Genomic DNA, 18,909 nt, shown 5'->3' with positions numbered 1-18,909 from the left:
GCAATCTGGAATCATTTTTAAGTCTAGAAAATCGCTCTTCTGAAACAGCTGCTACTAATTGACCATCACTGATCAGCGCACAGGAAGAATCATGGAAATTTGCAGAGATACCTATTATATTCATAGCACAATACCCTATTTTTTCAGATTTAATAATAAATATAGCTCTAGTCACAACTTATTATTTCAAGATAGGTTATATACCTTATTTTAATTTTAAACGATGGATATAACATTCACCAAATACTCCTATTAATAAAATAAAAAGTATATGACAGAACGCTATTTTAATAATTATATTGAATTAACTTATCCGATTAACTATTTTTATCCATCCATTTATTTATTACCTCAGAAATAGCATTAACGTTAGGCTGGAACATTATCGACATATGATGGCCATCAATATCCTCAACAATAAGATCACCAGAAATGTGTTGGTTCCACCCCAAGCTTCTTTCTTTAGCCTCATTAGGGGATACCAGCATCTCTTCCATATGTGAACAGTCCTTAGCACGAAAAAGAATAGTGTTAGCACTTACAATACCAGCATTGTATTTTGATGACGCACTAGAATTAGCCAAGCAAGTGTCAATCATACGTTCAAGCATAGTGACATCAGCATCTGGGGCAAATCCCCCATGCACTTTAATAGTATTCAATACAACATCAAGTATTTCGTTATGAGTCAGCTTGCTAATGCTTTCTAAATCAATATCGATATGAGTACCAAATTGTTCAACAATTTCACCAAGACAAAGACTAAGAACTTTCATCATGTTCAACTCTTTATGAGTTTTACCAGGCGCTGCGCTATCAAACAAAAATAGTTTAGATACTTCATGACCATTTAATTCAAGTTGCCTTGCCATCTCAAAAGCAATGGTTCCCCCGAAAGACCATCCCCCAAGCACAAAGGGACCTTGCTCTTGAACTTTTAGCATTTCATCAATATACATTGAAGCTAGAGTTTCAACGGTATCTATTGGTTCATGCATCGATTGCTTATAAAGTAGCGGTGATTGGAAAGCATAAAGCGGGTTAGCTAACATTATAGCTAATGGGATATAGCACATTACGCTACCACTCAGAGGATGAATGATAAATATAGATTTATCATTAGATTTATTTTTTACAAGAGGTATTAGAATACGATTTTCATTGTCTATGCCATTACTCTTTATTTTTAATGCCAGGGATTCAATATTTCCTCCATCATACAGCGAATCTAAAGATAAATTCTTCCCAAAAGTTTTATTAATTTCAGAAATTAAACGAACCGCTCGAAGGGAATCTCCGCCATTTTCAAAAAAATTCATATCTAATGTTGGATTTTTAAATCCAACAACCTCTTCCCAAATAAGACAAAGTGATAGCTCTATATGGTCTCGCGGATAGCGCAAACAACTACCTTCGTTACCCAATTCTATTTCAATCTGATTAAGTTTATTCCTATCTATCTTACCATTGTTGTTCAATGGTAAAATATTTAATGCCTTAATTATCGAAGGAACCATATAAGCAGGTAGATTTTCTAATAGATATTTTCTTATGGTACTTATTGGTGTATTGTGGCGTCCTTCATAAAACTCGATAAATGCAACTAAGCGCTTATTTCCCGGTGACTCTTCCTGAACTAAAACAATAGCTGCCTTTATCAAAGGATACTTTCTTAATATATTTTCTATCTCTCCAATTTCTATTCTAAATCCCCGAATCTTAACTTGATGATCAACTCTACCCATGAATTCTAAGTTACCATCAGCTAAGTATCTAACGACATCTCCAGTACGATAAAGTTTGTCAAATCTTATGTCAGAACCTAACCTGTTTTTTAGGAAGTGACGTTCCGTGAGTTCTGGACGCTTCCTATAACCTTTCGACACTCCAGCACCACCAATATATAGCTCACCTTTGGCCCCGATTGGAAGAACCTTTTGTTCACTATTCAATACGTAAAACTGCGTGTTTGTGATCGGCCTACCGATTGGAACCCTTTTTGCGTCCTTACTAAGCTTTTTAACATCAAACCACGCAGATGAACATGTCACTTCTGTTGGACCATAAGCATTGATAAAACCTTTTGGCGGAGTTTTGCTTTCCAAAACACATCGTGCTTTTGTCGGATCAAGCGCTTCACCACCAACAACAAGCAGCTTAAGCACCCCAAAACTTTCCGGCAGCTCAGTAGCGATCATATGATAAAGCGCAGTAGGAAGATAAAGCATCGTCACTTTTTGTTGTTTGATGAAAGCAGAAAATTCCTGCGGAATTAACTTTATAGAATCAGGAACCACTGTAATAGATGCACCATGCAATAACGGGGTCCAAATTTCCCATGTAGAAATATCAAATGCAAAATTATTAACTTTTGCAAAAACGTCTTCTTTGTGACACTCCATATGATTAGTGTCACAAACCAGCGCTGCAACATTATAATGCTGAGTCTGGACGCCTTTCGGTATTCCTGTCGATCCTGATGTGAAAATCATATATAAGATGCTATCAGCCGGAATCAAGTGCGAAGGGTTTGTCTCCTTATATGCTTTAAACAACTGATTTTCTTCATCAAGCAATATGAGATTGATACCACAATGCGCAACTGTTTTAGCGAGAATTGATTGAGTCAAAATCACTACTGAATCACTGTTTTTCACTATAAAATCTATTCTGGCTGCCGGAAGTGCGGGATCTAATGGTACATACCCTGCACCAGCCTTTACAATTCCTAGCAAACCTACAAACATCTCAATAGATGGCTGAACACAAATCCCGACCAAATTACCAGGACTAACACCAGAACTATTTAAGTAGTGTGCTAATCTATTAGCCCTTTTATTTAATTCTTCATAGGTCAAATATTTATCTTCAAACTTAACGGCAATATTATTAGGGTACAGTTTAACCTGCTCTTCAAACAGTTCATATAAAGCTTTATCTGTTTCTACAGGTCCTCTTATATTATTCCAATCTTCAACAATCCTATTCTTTTCCTCACTATCGACCAATTCAATGCAATCGATATTTTTATCTGAGTGCATCAAAATATAGTTAATTGCTTTTATATAATAACAAAAAAGGCGACTCACTATATCCTTATCAAAGAGATCAACCTTATATTCGATATATCCATTAATCGATCCCACATCCGAAAATAAAGCCAAACTAAGGTCGAATTGAGAGTAACCTGGATCCAATAACAGCTCTTTCTGTACTACTCCATCGATATTAATGTGATTTCTTTTCCCATTGTAAAGAGAAAAGAAAATATTAAATAATGGATTTTTATTTTTCTTACGATTAGGGCATATTGCTGAAACAACTTCATCGAAAGGGATATCAGAGTGTTCAAATATATTAGCTAATTGATTTCTTATTGATTCAAGATAATTAAAAATTGTCGTCTGTTTAAAACCATTATGTCTTGTCACAACAACATTGGCAAAATTTCCTATGACGTTCTCGATAATACTATGATGTCGTCCAGCTACAACAGTTCCGACAGTGAAATCATCTTCACCGCTGACAATATAAATAAGAACCGAAAAAGCAGTCATTAAAATCTCAAATTGAGTTAATCCATTATTTCTTGAAAACTTATCAAGTTGAACCACAATTTTTTCTGGTAATTTAAAATAGAACCTGCAACCTTTATCACTAATATTAGTTGGTAAATAATTTCCGAGTGTGATATCAACTTCAGAAGGTGCCCCTTCTAGCGCATTACGCCAAAAATCCAGTTTTCTATCACGTTTCGACTCACCCATAAAAGTATTATACCAGCGCATATAGTCAATAGGCTGTACCTCAATCTCAGATAAAGATATATTTCTTCTACTTAGGTAATAAGAGTAAAAATAGCTAAGTTCATTGGTAAATATATTTGCAGAAGAAGTACCATCAGCAATAATATGATGAAAATTCCAAAAAATAACATGTTCATCATGATTACTCATGAATAGCACCCTAAATAAGCAATCCTCTTCTAAATTAAATGGCCTAGTAGATTCCCTCTCTACAATTTTTTTAGATTCCTCTAAAAAATCTTGTTCAGATATATGATTAAAATTCAATGTGTTGAGTTTAAATTCTGCAATAGGTACAATTTTTTGATAAGGGATGCCATTCAATTCATAAAATGTAGTTCTTAAAGATTCGTGACGTTTGAAAATATCACTCAATGCTTTCTCTAAGCTTCTCAAGCAAACCTTTCCCGATAACCGAAATGCTTCAGGGCAATTATAAGCTGAAGACTGCTGATTAAGCTTGTAGAGATACCATAAATTTTCCTGTGTTCCCGATAAAGGGATAAGTCCTTTTCTTGATGTTGAAATAGGCTTTTCTACATAGATATTTTCACCTTTTTTTTCAATAATTTTTGCTAACCCTTTTACTGTTGAATTTTCCAAGAAATCACTCATCTTAATATCTGTTGAAACAGTCTCTCTTAACTGAGTAAGTATTTTTACTGCCGTCAGAGAGTGGCCACCAATTTCAAAAAAATCGGCGTCTTCGTCATTGACTGCTCTATTAAGAACCTCTTGCCATATATAACGTACCTTACCTATAGTCGAAGAGATATCAATTTTTGAGGTTTCTATTTTATGTAAATCAGAAATTTCTGGTAGGGCACGAATATCTAATTTACCAGTTGAAGTTACAGGTAGAGATTTTAACTCGACAAATAAGCTTGGTACCATCTCCTTTGGCAAGCGTTTCTTTGCAAATTGTCTAAGCTCATTTTTACCAACTGTAGAACCTTTAAATAGAACATAATAAGCAACCAGGAACTGATTAACTTTATCTTGACCCTGACCTCTCAATGCAACCCTAAGTTGCATAATAGATGCATGGCTTTCTAATACATTTTCTATTTCTCCCGGTTCTACTCTGATGCCATTGATCTTAATCTGCTGATCAACTCTACCTAAAAACTCTAACCCACCTCCAGGTATAAAGCGAGCTTTATCACCGCTTTTATACATGAGCGAATCTTCATCTTCTTCCTCAGTAAATGAGTTCCTAATGAACCGAACCTCCGTCATCTGTGATCTTGATAGATATCCATTTGCAAGAGGTTTCCCTGCAATATACATTTCTCCAGGTACACCAATTGGGACTTGTTGCATATCATGGTCAAGTATATATACCTGCCTATATGGGCAAGGAAGACCAATATAGGTAGATGATTGTTGTTCACCTATTTTGCATTGCCAGTAACTAGTATCGATAACGGCTTCTGTTGGCCCATAAAAGTGATACAGATTTACCTTTATTTTTGAATGTATACTTTCTCTTACATTGTTCGGTAGCAACTCCCCACCAGTAATAATACAAGTTAGAGAACAACATTGTTCAATATTTTTTTCATTAATTAACAGACCAAGCTGTGTAGGTGGAATTTGGAGATGAGTAACACCATAGTGAATAATTGTATCTATGGTTTCTTTTGGATCCCAATTAAACTCATTATCACCATTCACAATCAATGTACAGCCTACAGAGAAAGCACCAAAAAACTCCCATATAGCAACATCAAAATTCGGTGCTGCTGAATATAGCAATCTATCACTTTCACAAAGATTCAAGATTTCCCTACGGTTTTCGAGTTGCAAACAAAGTGCACTATGACTAACCATTACCCCTTTAGGCTCACCAGTTGAACCAGAAGTAAACGAAATATATGCAATAGAATCAGGTGTTGCTTGGTTACTAAACGAGATAGAATGTAAATTACCAGATCTCAATTCTCTATCAATTTCAATAATGTATTCGCCAAGCTCCTTTGCAATATTTATCAATGAACTTTCACTCAAGATTACTGAGCAACCCGTGTCAGAGATTATCTTTCGATTTCTCTCTACAGGATGCCTTACGTTAAGCACAACAAAAATAGCCCCCATCTTAACGATTGCCAATAAACTGGCTATAAAATAGGAAGTCCTCCCCATACAGAGGCATACAACATCCCCCCTCTTTACACCAGCTTCTTGTATAATAGCTACTATCTGATTCGTTTTTTCCTCTAATTGCCGATATGTCAGGTTTTCATTAGCGCCTACTAATGCTATACTTTCGGGATTTAATCCTAGGCATTGATAAAACAACTCAGGTAATGTTTTTTCTCTACTTTTAGAAATGCTCTTTACGTTACTATATTTCTCGATTTCCTCTTTTTCGCTATCAGGAATAATGGATAATTTTGCAACAGGTTCATTTGAAGTCTGAATTGAATCAATTAATTTAATTAAATTATTTTCCCGTCGCTTGATGGTATCCTGTCTAAAAGTAGCAGAATGAATCCATGTAATCGAATGCTCAGTATTTTTCTCTTCAAAAGCAATACAAATATCCATTCCATCTAGATCTTTATATTGCAGTGGGAATCCAATGCAGAAACAAACTGTCGTTGTAGCTAAATTCAATGATGGAGAATCATTTTTTAATTTCTCAATAATATCCACAATCGCTTCACTTGGTGTTGACCACTGTTTTACTTTACCAATTAAGGTAACTAAGTTATTTTCAATTGAATCATTAGGTTTATATTGGTAAGTGAAAGGATATGTCGAATTATCTTTAACATCGAAGATAAGTATCGAGATAGATTCCTGGTTAGAAATCTTGGCTAATAATAGCGAAAGTGAAGTCAGTATGACTTCTACTGTAGATCTCTTATTTAGTTTAGCTATTCTTTTAACTTTATTTTTTATCTGTTCACTAAGTAAAATCTTAGTGCTATTTTTAGTCAATGTAAATTCTGAAGATAATAATGAATCTTTTATAAGATTTATTAATGGTACCTCATCTTCTTTATTATCATTATAGAGTTTAGTAGCTCCATTAATAAATCTGTTTTCCTTACTATTAACGTACTCCCTAGAAAAAAAGGGATCAATATTATTAAGATCTTCCGCAATTTCCTCATCTGGATAACCAATTTCAGAACTATAAGAATTAATTTTCTCTAAAATATCGTCTATCTGGCTTCTAGAGCTTTTTCGACTTAATTCGTTTTTTATTAAAATAAATTCCTGATTATAGTTATCTTTTATCCAGTCAATTGTAGTGCCATGTTCTAAAGGGTGCCGATGCTCTATACAGGCATGTAAAATAACCCAAATCCCAACTCTACCAATATAGTAATAGGTTGCTTCAAGTTCCTTCTCTTTAGTTTTACATAATCTTGTGATTTCATTTATTGATGAATACAATTTACTCCAAACTTCTTTAGCATTGAGTTTTTCGACGAAATAAAATTCGTTTTCAGGATCTTTAGTCGCTAATATTGCCCCTAACTCCATTAACAATGTTTCAGTTGGTCCTTCGCCTATTCTCAAAAACCGATTATCTCTCAATAAACCAGATGCTACATTTCTCTCATCTAACCCTCTTGCACCCATCAATTGGACTAAACTATCTGTGGCTTTCCAAACAAACTCAGATCCTAAGACTTTTGCAGTAATACATAGACTAGTAGGAACAAATACGCCATGATCGAAATCATCACATGCTTGAGCAGATAATTCCGTCACACTTGCTATTGCATTGATTAACCAACTCAATTGTAATTCTGTCACTGGATTGTTTATCAGTAGCCCTGTGCTGATTTGACGTTGGGAAGCAAATTTATGCATCAATTGGGCACACCGTTTCATCACTCCAACAGCTAATGAGCTGGCTAGTACACGCCCAAAAAGCAAACTACTCGCAGCAATTTGCATACCTTTTCCCAACTCACCTAATCGTTGCGTATTTTTCACAATAACGTTGTTAAAAGTGACAGTACGTAAACTAAGACCCTGGACCCCCAAATAATTCTGTTCATCACCAACTTCTATACTTGGAGCAGATGCTGGAACCACAAAGCAGCTAATTCCTGATTCTTCGTCGGGCTGATGTTTTGCAAACACAATAAACACACCAGCAATAGAAGCTCCTCCCAACCAACATTTACTACCATTTAGTACCCATGAATCATTATCACGCTTTGTCAGAATTGATGCCATATTTCGCGGATTCGAACCCGCAGCGAGTTCACTCAGTGCAAAACATCCAATCACCTCACCCATCGACATTTTCGATAAATACTTCTGCTTTATCTCTGGGCTAGCATGTTTGAATATCAAATAACTACATGAGTGTTGGAGTACAGTAAAAGCTGCTCGAGTAATATCTATAGCGGCTAGCTGTTCGATGATTTGAGATGTCTCTGAAACAGAAATATCGATGCCATTAAACTCTATCGGTATTCGCATCCCAAAAAGTCCAAGCTTCCCTGACTGATAAATAAACTGCTGAGATATTTCTTTACTTTTGATTAAATCAGGATCTGACTTAGCAGTCAACCTAAGCCAATCTAACAGTCTTTTCACTTTAGGATTAATCTGGATTCTATTATCATCTGGGCATTTCTTATTGATATCTTCTTCTACCAGAACCTCTTTTTGAGATCTAAATTCAATAATATCTTCTCTTATTTTCATTTTTCACCTAACTCCTATTAATGCTTAACGCCTATAATGCGAAAAACAGCAAAATCGGATAAATTTTCAAAGGATGTTAACAACTAAATAATCATAGAAATATCTATAACAATAGATTGATTAATGAGTATATTACCCTTAATAAAGACCAATATCATCTTTATTATTTTATATCACATAATTTTTTATTTTAATTATCTGGATGAATGATAAATCCCAGATTTTCCATCAAAGGAACCATTTGCCATTCAAATATTTCAACCCCAGAAAAATCTAATAATCTCACATCGACATTAGATATTTCCGCATTTCTTAGATCAGCTTTAAATATTGATATTCCATCATATCGTAATGGTGAAAAAATGGTATTAGTTAAGTTTGCACCAGCAAGGTTTGCTCTTGATAATACAACTGAAACTAAATTACTTTCTGATAAATCGCACTTTTCAAGATATACTCCTTCAAAGTTTGAATATTTAAAGTTTGATTTTATTAATGTTGCTGAGCTGAATATAATTTTTCGGCTGACAACTTTTGTAAAATCAGCAAGTTCAAAATAACACCCTTGCGCTCGACACCTATCGATTGTTATATCGAATAACTCAGCACGATAAAAATTACTTGTTGAAATATCACAACAAACAAACTTTGAACAATGTAAGTCCGCATTATTAAAATCACAACCTTTTTGACTCTCTTTATCATAAAATAATGTATTTTCGAATTCACCATATGAAATATTTGCTTCACTAAAGTCACAGTTCAATACCTGACAATTTATTAAACGTAAACCTTTCAAATTTGCCCCTAGAAATTTAGAACCAATAATAAGGCAGTTTTTAAATACCAAATCTGATTGTTCTTCATCACTCCAATCCAAATTATTAAATTTCCTACCTTCAATTACACCAATTTCTTCTGAAATATCCAATTTATATTCAAACATATTAAAGTTTCTCAAATATGATAATTCACATCCACTAACACGCTATTTAAACCATAAATTTCATGACAGAGAAAATTTTGGCAAGTGATTTTATCATGAAATGCTCAACTCTACCCCATTGTCTTATCTCTCTCAACCTATATATACATTAGTTTAGGCAGGATTTATTGAATAAATCAAGGAAACTTAGGAGGAGACGAATGGAAGGTTGGAATACACAGCACAAGGAAAACGCAGGTCCTGACGAAAACTCACACCATTTTTGATATTGACTCTGACAATATTATCTGTATGAATTTATTATTAAACAACCTAGTCAATACAGAATAAAAAACTAAAAATCCCTAAACATATTGTTAAATACAGTCAACATACTAAAAGTCCATCCCATCAGGTAATAATGACACATAAGCTGGATGATAAACTTACTTAATAGCTTATCTTTATCTTTGCAAGCTACCGCCCTTAGATTACTGGCGCTCTAAATGCCGTATAAATACGTTACTAATCACTTTCAGTTTTAGTAGGTTATTGAGATAATTAAGTTTAACCTAATAAAAAAATTTTAAGCAAGGTTTTACTCTTGCTTAATGCAATTAGGCGCCAGTTCTTTATTTATTATCAGTTTTTATTTTGTGAATCATGTAGATATTGCAAATATTCATGACATGTTGGTAAACCACTTACCATATTTTTTGCTTTAATATGGTGTTGCAATAATATTTCATCCGCTTCATCAGAAGCCATTAATGATAATGCTGGTTTGCCCGATAATGAACTTGAACTCAAACCTAAGATCATAGTATTCCACGAATACTCTTCAAAACCGTGATAGAAAGGATAGATAGTCTCTTTATCCAATAAGTGATCTTCCGCTAACATTATTTTTTTTAAGAGCTCTTTAGGTAATTTAACATTTTTCCATTCTTTCCAGTACACAGTATCATTACGCCGTGCTAGTGAAAAATGAAGCAGCAGAAACTCTTTAACACCATCAACGACACGATTAACCCGCGTATTATACTCTTCAATTAATAGTTCACTATCGCTACTTCTTGGAAAAAATCTAACTAGCTGTTCAATCCCATGTTGAATGAAGAAAATTCCTGTTGATTCTAAAGGTTCAACAAATGCGCTTGATAACCCAATCGCTACGCAATTCTTTACCCAAGAACGATTACTACGACCAATCCTCATTCTAATATGATTTGCGGCACAATCCGCGTTTTCATATGGAATGGATTTTCTTAGTTCGGCTTCAGCTTCTTCAGGACTTTGGTATTTATCACAATATACGTACCCATAACCATTTCTTTTGTATAAAGGGATTGTCCAACGCCATCCATTAGACATCGTGCGGGCTGTTGTATACGGTTCAATATCACGAGTATCCTCTCTAGGTACTCGTAATGCTACTGCTCGGTTATTTTTTAGAACATCAGAAAAGCTCACAAATGGCTCATTCAATGTTTTATTGATTAACAGCCCCTTGAATCCAGTACAATCAATATAGAGATCAGCTTTAAGCTTCCCATGTATTTTTGTTTCCAGAAATCCTATATTTCCATTTTCATCAATTTCTATATAGGTTACATCATCTTCTATATGGCTAACACCTCGATTCATTGCGTAACGTTTTAGAAAACTCGCAACACCATCAGCATCAAAATGATAGGCATATGGGAATTGAGCCCTCTGCTCTGCTAATGTTGATTGTCCAAGTCGCATATCAGAATTTTGTACAAAAAGAGAACCATCCAACCTCCTGGGAGACCGTTTGGCCTCACAAAGATGAGGCGTCAAAAAAGTCGCATAGTCAAAACTTTGGTCTGTAATACCTTTCTTTAACCACCATTCAGAAATAGGAAAACCCTTAACAACCTCCCAGCGTTCAAAGGGATGATAGAAATGATTACCTTTACCATCCCAATTCTCGAATCTAATGCCTAATTTGTAACTTCCTGCACACTCAGCTAACCATTCACTTTCATCCAACCCAAGGTAATCAAAATAATGACGGACTGTACTGAATGTCGCCTCTCCAACACCTATTTTCTTTACCTTCTTCGATTCAATAACTGTAATATTGACATTTTGAGCAAACGCTTTTGCTAAATAAGCCGCAGTCATCCAACCAGCCGTACCACCACCCACTATTAATACTGACTTTACCATGTTGCCTCTACTTATTAAGATACTCAGATAAATGCATACAAACGAATAATAAATTCAATTGTCTGAATTTACATCCATGATTAACTTAACAATAGAAATCACATCTATTTTCTATTTAAAATAAGATTTTTCTAAATTTATTATTTAGACATTATGAATCCTTTATTACATGATGATTTTCTTTTATTGGACAATATCAGCCTTGTACCAAAACTGTAAACCTTGTTAAGTTGATTTTGTGATCATTATTCTAACAAAACATCAGGAATTATCGTTATTTCTCTTTCTAATTTACATTAAAATCAAAGGTAATTTATTTTCAAGTCATTGATATTAATATATTATCAACAAACAATCATTCAAAACTGTTATAAACGTCATGTCTTTTTATTTATCATTGGATTACACCACCCAACTTTTAAACAAACCAATAATAATTCATTACACTACATTATTATTTCATCACTATATTTTATTTGTTTGTTACTTTTCCGAAAAATACCACCATTGCCAAAAAATCTGTCAAAAGGCTATTTTTTTAGATATTATATAAAATTATTAAAAAAATATATTAATATCAGAGGATATCATTCAATGGAACATTTCATTCATTATTTACCATCTAGCGAAAATCTAAAAATATTTTACCTCTCATCATTGTTATTAATTATGCCAGGACCAACAAACACATTGATTCTATCTTCTGGGTTGATAGTAGGTTGGAAAAAATCACAAAAACTAATCATCACTGAAATGTTGGGTTATTTCATTTCAGTCAGTATTTTAGGTTTTACTTTGACCTTTGTTAACTTATATATTCCTTGGATTACTGTTTTACTAAAGATTTTATCTGCAATTTATATTGCTCTGTTATCAATTAAAGTTTGGAAATTTTCATTATCCATTGATTACTCAAATGAGATAAATGCCAAAGAAATATTTATAACAACCTTACTTAGTCCAAAAGCATTCGTGCTAGCTTCATATGTTATTCCATCCTACGCTTTCGAATTACCTATTATATATTCATCTTCAATGGTGATTTTACTTTCAACTATATATCCAGTTTCTTGTTTATGGGTACTATTGGGGAAGACTTTACATTTAAAAAGTAACTATATACAACCTAATTATTTCTTTAAATTCGCATCACTAATTTTAATGTTTTTTTCTATCTCACTACTTTATTCATCAAACCTAGCGTATATCCCTGAATAACCTTACTTAGTTCTACAACCGCATTTTTTCCACAGGGGAAATTAGGAAAAACACATAATAAAAGAGAAGATAAATTAAGACTGGATGCTATCCGGCCTTCACATACAGGATCTTAAGAATTAAGCCTTTCAAAACATGCATCTAATATCTTGTATTTACACGATTTTCACTGTGGTGCTTTGAACGCGTTTTGACATAAATATACTTGCGCTTTTTCCAGCCAAAAACACGTTTCTGACCATGTCCTTTGGAGCAAGTTTTCTATTATTGGCCTGAGCCAGATCTTTGTATTTTGGGTTGCTTTAAGCAATGAGATCGCGGGGAATAATCGTCTTGCCAGCAAGCGCCTGAGCAACAAAGCCAGTAAGCTGAGCCAGGTGGCTAACGTTTCTTTCCGTGTGGTAAACCCGCACCAATTGGTATGCGATTTAATTTCTTTAAACAACAGTTCTATTTGCCAGCGGCAACGATAAATATCCATGATGTCACTGGCTGTAAACTCCTCCACAGGCAAATTAATCAGCTACAGACAGAAGCATTTTTCTTCGGTAAACAAGCGGCGAATAAGATGAAACTCATAGCCATTACGCCGACAAATCAGATCCAGCAATTGGTCGCGCAGCGTCGCCGGTACAGGCAGGTAAGCTCATTCTGACGCTGTATCGGCGGTCACGATCATTTTGACCGGAGACTGGGTGAACAGGGACAGCGTCAGATGACATTCCATGGCAGCGGCAGTAGTCTTACCGATAAGGGAAAACGTCAGCCAGTGCCGGATGAACTTTGAATTAACTCCCATCCTGCAAAATAACATTTTGAAATTTTGTCAGTTTTTTGGGCACGGCGACATGCTTTTCTACCCATTGTGCCATGGCAAATCTCACCAATATTTTGACAAATTCGATGAAGGCAGCTTTGCAGAGTTGATTATAAAAAGGGCGGTAACTGACCTGTTGTTTTTTATCGGGGCACAAGCCATTAAGTTTTTGATGTAATTGGGCAATCGACGTCACATTACCCGTGCTAAGTGCGGCAATAAGGCTGAGAATCAACACGCGAGGCTCGATATTTCTCACGTGCTGAATAAACCCACACTGAAAGGCAATTTTTTGCAAAGAAACGTCACTGAAGAATTGCATTAACTGATGTTTTATAGCGATAATTATCACAGGCTTCATCCTTGATTTTGATATGAGTTTGGCGACGATTATCAGATAATAAATGAAGCCTTTTTGTTATCTAAAATATACGGTTACTGCTTAAGATCCTGTATATGATTAATTCATTACTTATCAACAGATTAATAATCACAAAAATAATTACTTACATTAATTAAATAAATTTCTGCGTGAAATAGGAGTAATATCAATATTAAATCGGCATTCAGGCCATGTAATAGCCAAAGACACACAATTAGCCCGTTTTAAAGCGCGGGCTTGCTTACACTAAATAACAATGGAGGGCAGATCACACAGATATTATAAAACCAGACTATTCTGAATAAGAAACTTTAAGTGTGAATAATTCGCCAAAAACTGGGAATATTTCTGTCTTTAAACCTTTATTATATCGAGATAATATATTCAACACTTCCTCTTCTTCATCCTGTACTAACTTAGGCCACTCCAAAGTAATTGTATTGAATCCCGGTTTAGTGAGAGAGCCTGGAATAATTAATTGGTGACGAGACCATTCCGATGATGGCTTGATTTCTTCAAGCAATTCACCGTTAATTAAAATCCTGACTTTACTTTCTTCGATATATTTCTTAACTCTGCTGGTAATTGCCATATTTAGATCACGATTGCCACTCGTGATCAGCGTAAACGATGATGTTGGCCACCATGATTTAAAATATGGAATACTTCTTCGTGTATTTACCTCAGGATCTAGAGAAACTTTAATGACCGCAGTAGCTCGTTCAATATATTGAGGTTCAGTCAAATCTACACCGTATTTAAGCTGGTCGATATAACTCTTTTGATAATATTCTTTCAACATATAACCATGACGACCATACTTATTAAGTATTTCACAAATTGCGTTAATAGTTTGCGCATCTGTACCCGGTGATACTTGAGCAACATAAAAATCGTGTGGAGAATTGACAAGTTCAAGCAACTTTTGCCCTGCTCGACTTAGGCCAAATCCGGCTCCTTTCTCACAACTTCTGGCTTTAACATAAAGCTCCATAACATCCAGTATTTCAGATGAATATTGAACAGCTTTATCAAATAACTTAACAACTCGCCCTCTTTCCGCGACTTCATCAATCGGTCGATTGATATGACTGTTGTATAAAGCAGTATAAAAATAAGAAACAGCTAAATCATATGAAGATGCCCCCAACTCAATGGCTTCTCTTATCATTACCTCCCAATTTACATCTGGCTTATCTTTTCCACGATTAATTAGCCATTCTGCTATAGAAGACATCGCAACTTTAAAACCTTCTGGTGTCATATGGCAATAATCAATAAAGAGTGAATCATCCAACACACTCGTGCCTAAATACTTAGTGAAGTAATATTCTAGATCGATAATTTTGATGCCAACACGTTGCTGGATAATACGTTCTTTAACAAATGAAGGGGTATGCGGGAATGGTGTTACAAGATCATACATTGATGCATAACTGCATTCTGCATCTAAGTATGGCTTAGCTTCTTCAGCACGATTTAACGCAATCAAGCTATTAGCCACAATACGGTTAGACGTCGCTGCATTACCACCATCAATATCGATCATGCTCAGACCCCATTCCAAAGCCTCAACATACTGCCCACTCATTACTGCTTGTGATGCATAACGGTATAATTCATACCACTCAGCGGTTTTGCCATTACCCAACCAATGAAGTGGCGTTTTCCGCTCCCAATCTGCGTAATTGGATGCAGGTAAAGCAAAAATAAATTCAGTACCGCTTTCTTTGGATATTGCATCTATTCTGTTTATCAATATTTCTGCATTCTTTTCCAATTTTTCCTTATATTCAATCGGAATACCATTAGGACCGGAATTTGCAAGTACATTGGCATAATTTCTGCGTCTTTCCAACGGTGGATTATGCTCAAACAACACATCTGAAAACCAGTTATTACCGGCAAGAATAATCACATAGTCCGGTTGTAACTGTAAGCTCGCCTTACAAGTCTCCAATAGTCCCCCCGCATTCATGCAGCTTTTTGCAAGATCGATGACTTCCCATTCGATATTAGTATGCCGGTTCAATAAATGCGCTAATGTTTTGGCGGGCGTAGTATGAGGAGATAAAAGCATACCAAGCGCGACAGACTCACCGATAAAGCATATCCTTTTCACATCTTTTGCTTTATTCACCGTCAGCTGCTGCCGTGAAGTCTCCCAAAAAATGGAGTCAGACTGATCACGTCTGACAAAAGTAATTTCACCATTAATCTTCTCTGGATGCCATGTCCCGATAGCCGTATATCCATCAATATTTTCACTACATGAAGGAATATTACTGAAAAATGTAGCATCGTTATTATTTTGCCCTTCACTCATTAAATAGATTTGAGCTAATCGCATCACTTCCAAAGCATCTTCTTTATTATCAGAAAGAAACGTTGCTAATTTTTCAGCATTGACGTTAGATTTATTCATATTATTTTCCTAAACACTTAAGTTTATGCTAAATAAAAGTATAAATAGCTTCTATACCCAATAGATTTAAATTTGCAGCACGGCGTCAAGTGAACGCATCCCCAAGAACATAAATAACGATGTGACTGGGATAAGTTAAAGCAACCAATAAAGCAGCAACTTGAAGGATGAAAGGTATAAACATTATAATTATTTTCATTGAACAATATCAGTATTACGTCAAAAATGTAAACCTTATCGAGTTAATTTTGTGATCATTATTAAAACAAAACATTATAAATCACCACCATTTATCTCTTCATTTTACATGAAAATCAAATATGATCCTTTTCAACAAATTAATATTAATCTATTATTTATCAACAGATTAATAATCACAGGAATAATTAGTTACATGAATTAAGTAAATTTCCGTGTAAAATAGGAGTAATGGTATTCAAGCCGTGTAATAGCCAAAGACACACAATTAGCCCGCTTTAAAGCGCGGGCTTGCTTACACTAAATAACAATGGATGGCAGATCACACAGATATTATAAAACCAAACTATTCTGAATAAGAGACCTTTAATGAGAATAATTCACCAAAAACTGGAAATATTTCTGTCTTTAAACCTTTATTATATCGAGATGATATATTCAACACTTCCTCTTCTTCATCCTGTGCTAACTTAGGCCACTCCAAAGTAATTGTATTGAATCCCGGTTTAGTGAGAGAGCCTGGAATAATTAATTGGCGAAGAGACCATTCCGATGATGGATTGATTTCTTCAAGCAATTCACCGTTAATTAAAATCTTGACTTTACTCTCTTCGATATATTTCTTAACTCTGCTGGTAATTACCATATTTAGATCACGATTACCACTCGTAATCAGCGTAAATGATGATGTTGGCCACCATGATTTAAAATATGGAACGTTTCTTCGCGTATTTAATTCAATCTCTGCGGAAACCATAATAACCGCACTAGTTCGATCAATATATTGAGGTTCAGTCAAATCTACGCCGTATTTAAGTTGGTCAATATAACTCTTTTGATAATATTCTTTCAACACATGACCATGACGACCGTACTTATTAAGTATTTCACAGATTGCGTCAATCGTTTGCGCATCTGCGCCTGGTGATGTTTGAGCAATATAAAAATCGTGTGGAGAATTGACAAGTTCAAGTAGCTTTTGCCCTGCTTGACTTAGGCCAAATCCTGCTCCTCTCTCACAACTTCTGGCTTTAATATAAAGCTCCATAACATCCAGTATTTCAGCTGAGTATTGAACAGCTTTATCAAATAACTTAACGACTCGCCCTCTTTCCGCGACTTCATCAATCGGTCGATTGATATGACTGTTGTATAAAGCAGTATAAAAATAAGAAACAGCTAAATCATATGAAGATACATTTAAATCAATGTCTTCTCCTGCCATTATCTCCCAGTTTACATCTGACTTATCTTTTCCATGATTAATTAGCCATTCTGCTACAGAAGACATCGCAACTTTAAAACCTTCCGGTGTCATATGGCAGTAATCAATAAAGAGTGAATCATCCAACACACTCGTGCCTAAATACTTAGCGAAATAATATTCTAGATCGATAATTTTGATGCCAACGCTTTGTTGGAGAATACGCTCTTTAACAAATGAGGGAGTACTTGGAAGTGGTGTTATAAGATCATACATTAACGCATAACTGCATTCCGCGTCTAAATATGGCTTAGCTTCTTCAGCTCTATTTAACGCAATCAAGCTATTAGCCACAATACGGTTAGACGTCGCCGCAGTGCCGCCATCAATACCGATCATGCTCAGACCCAATTCTAAAGCTTCAACATACTGCCCACTCATTATTGCTTGTGATGCATGGCGATATAATTCATACCACTCAGCAGTTTTGCCATTACCCAACCAATGAAGTGGCGTTTTCCGTTCCCAATCTGCGTAATTGGCTGCCGGTAAAGCAAAAATAAATTCAATACCGCTTTCCTTAGATATTGCATCTATTCTGTTTATCAATATTTCGGCATTCTTTTCCAGCTTTTCCTTATATTCAACCGCCATTCCATTAGGACCTGAATTTGCAAGTACACTGGCATAATTTCTGCGTCTTTCCAACGGGGGATTATGCCCAAATAACACATCTCCAAACCAGTTATTACCCGCAAGGATAACGACATAATCCGGTTGTAATTGTAAGCTTGCCTTACAAGTCTCCAATAACCCCCCTGAGCTCATGCTACTTTTTGCAAGATCGATAACTTCCCATTCGCTATCAGTATGCTGATTCAATAAATGCGCTAATGTTTTGGCGGGCGTAGTATGAGGAGAGAAAAGCATACCAAGCGCGACAGACTCACCGATAAAGCATATCCTTTTCACATTTTTTGCCTTATTCAGCGTTAGCTGCTGCTGTGAGCTTTCCCAAAAAATGGAGTCAGACTGCTCACGTCTGACAAAAATAATTT

At 35.2% G+C, this 18,909-nt stretch carries 10 protein-coding genes; 2 read left to right on the top strand and 8 right to left on the bottom strand.

The annotated features are described in order from the left end of the window. The 4 genes from AM629_RS23635 to AM629_RS18065 all read right to left on the bottom strand — a co-directional run. The coding region (locus AM629_RS23635; RefSeq protein WP_152912029.1) for a carbamoyltransferase N-terminal domain-containing protein at positions 1-124 on the bottom strand (124 nt) is incomplete at its 3' end. A 193-nt stretch (positions 125-317) separates the two neighbouring features. Beyond that, the gene (locus tag AM629_RS18075) at positions 318-8,486 is read right to left on the bottom strand and encodes a non-ribosomal peptide synthetase (RefSeq protein ID WP_054480765.1); all 8,169 of its coding nucleotides are present in this window, start codon (positions 8,484-8,486) and stop codon (positions 318-320) included. Positions 8,487-8,676: 190 nt separating this feature from the next. Next, on the bottom strand, positions 8,677-9,432 hold the full coding sequence (locus AM629_RS18070; protein ID WP_054480763.1) for a pentapeptide repeat-containing protein: 756 nt from the start codon (positions 9,430-9,432) through the stop codon (positions 8,677-8,679). A 621-nt stretch (positions 9,433-10,053) separates the two neighbouring features. After that, positions 10,054-11,607 carry a tryptophan halogenase family protein gene (locus AM629_RS18065; RefSeq protein ID WP_072161934.1) on the bottom strand — a complete coding sequence of 518 codons (1,554 nt, stop codon included), beginning with the start codon at positions 11,605-11,607 and terminating at the stop codon, positions 10,054-10,056. A 594-nt stretch (positions 11,608-12,201) separates the two neighbouring features. Between AM629_RS18065 and AM629_RS18060 the strand changes: the two genes are divergently transcribed. Continuing rightward, the gene (locus AM629_RS18060) at positions 12,202-12,825 is read left to right on the top strand and encodes a LysE family translocator (RefSeq protein ID WP_054480760.1); all 624 of its coding nucleotides are present in this window, start codon (positions 12,202-12,204) and stop codon (positions 12,823-12,825) included. 166 nt (positions 12,826-12,991) lie between these two features. On the opposite strand, the gene AM629_RS24760 is transcribed toward AM629_RS18060, so the two are convergent. Beyond that, on the bottom strand, positions 12,992-13,306 hold the full coding sequence (locus AM629_RS24760; protein ID WP_235525524.1) for a transposase: 315 nt from the start codon (positions 13,304-13,306) through the stop codon (positions 12,992-12,994). Between AM629_RS24760 and AM629_RS24755 the strand changes: the two genes are divergently transcribed. After that, positions 13,247-13,480 carry a hypothetical protein gene (locus AM629_RS24755; protein ID WP_235525525.1) on the top strand — a complete coding sequence of 78 codons (234 nt, stop codon included), beginning with the start codon at positions 13,247-13,249 and terminating at the stop codon, positions 13,478-13,480. The two genes, AM629_RS24760 and AM629_RS24755, sit on opposite strands and share 60 nt — an antisense overlap. 133 nt (positions 13,481-13,613) lie before the next feature. On the opposite strand, the gene AM629_RS24750 is transcribed toward AM629_RS24755, so the two are convergent. The 3 genes from AM629_RS24750 to AM629_RS24025 all read right to left on the bottom strand — a co-directional run. Next, a complete protein-coding gene (locus AM629_RS24750) occupies positions 13,614-13,994 on the bottom strand; it encodes a hypothetical protein (protein ID WP_054480758.1) in 381 nt (126 codons plus the stop codon). Positions 13,995-14,316: 322 nt separating this feature from the next. After that, the gene (locus AM629_RS18045; RefSeq protein ID WP_054480756.1) at positions 14,317-16,449 is read right to left on the bottom strand and encodes an SGNH/GDSL hydrolase family protein; all 2,133 of its coding nucleotides are present in this window, start codon (positions 16,447-16,449) and stop codon (positions 14,317-14,319) included. A 544-nt stretch (positions 16,450-16,993) separates the two neighbouring features. After that, on the bottom strand, positions 16,994-18,909 hold a 1,916-nt coding region (locus AM629_RS24025; protein WP_161804247.1), incomplete at its 5' end, for an SGNH/GDSL hydrolase family protein.

Origin of the sequence: Photorhabdus heterorhabditis (assembly GCF_001280945.1) — a bacterium.
In the GTDB taxonomy this organism is placed as follows: domain Bacteria; phylum Pseudomonadota; class Gammaproteobacteria; order Enterobacterales; family Enterobacteriaceae; genus Photorhabdus; species Photorhabdus heterorhabditis.
This window is presented reverse-complemented; position numbering and strand designations above follow the sequence as displayed.

Coding starts and splice junctions, on each gene's coding strand:
- AM629_RS18070 (WP_054480763.1), bottom strand. CDS start 9,432: ATGTTTGAATATAAATTGGATATTTCAGAAGAAATTGGTGTAATTGAA.
- AM629_RS18060 (WP_054480760.1), top strand. CDS start 12,202: ATGGAACATTTCATTCATTATTTACCATCTAGCGAAAATCTAAAAATA.
- AM629_RS24760 (WP_235525524.1), bottom strand. CDS start 13,306: ATGGATATTTATCGTTGCCGCTGGCAAATAGAACTGTTGTTTAAAGAA.
- AM629_RS18065 (WP_072161934.1), bottom strand. CDS start 11,607: ATGGTAAAGTCAGTATTAATAGTGGGTGGTGGTACGGCTGGTTGGATG.
- AM629_RS18075 (WP_054480765.1), bottom strand. CDS start 8,486: ATGAAAATAAGAGAAGATATTATTGAATTTAGATCTCAAAAAGAGGTT.
- AM629_RS24755 (WP_235525525.1), top strand. CDS start 13,247: ATGCGATTTAATTTCTTTAAACAACAGTTCTATTTGCCAGCGGCAACG.
- AM629_RS18045 (WP_054480756.1), bottom strand. CDS start 16,449: ATGAATAAATCTAACGTCAATGCTGAAAAATTAGCAACGTTTCTTTCT.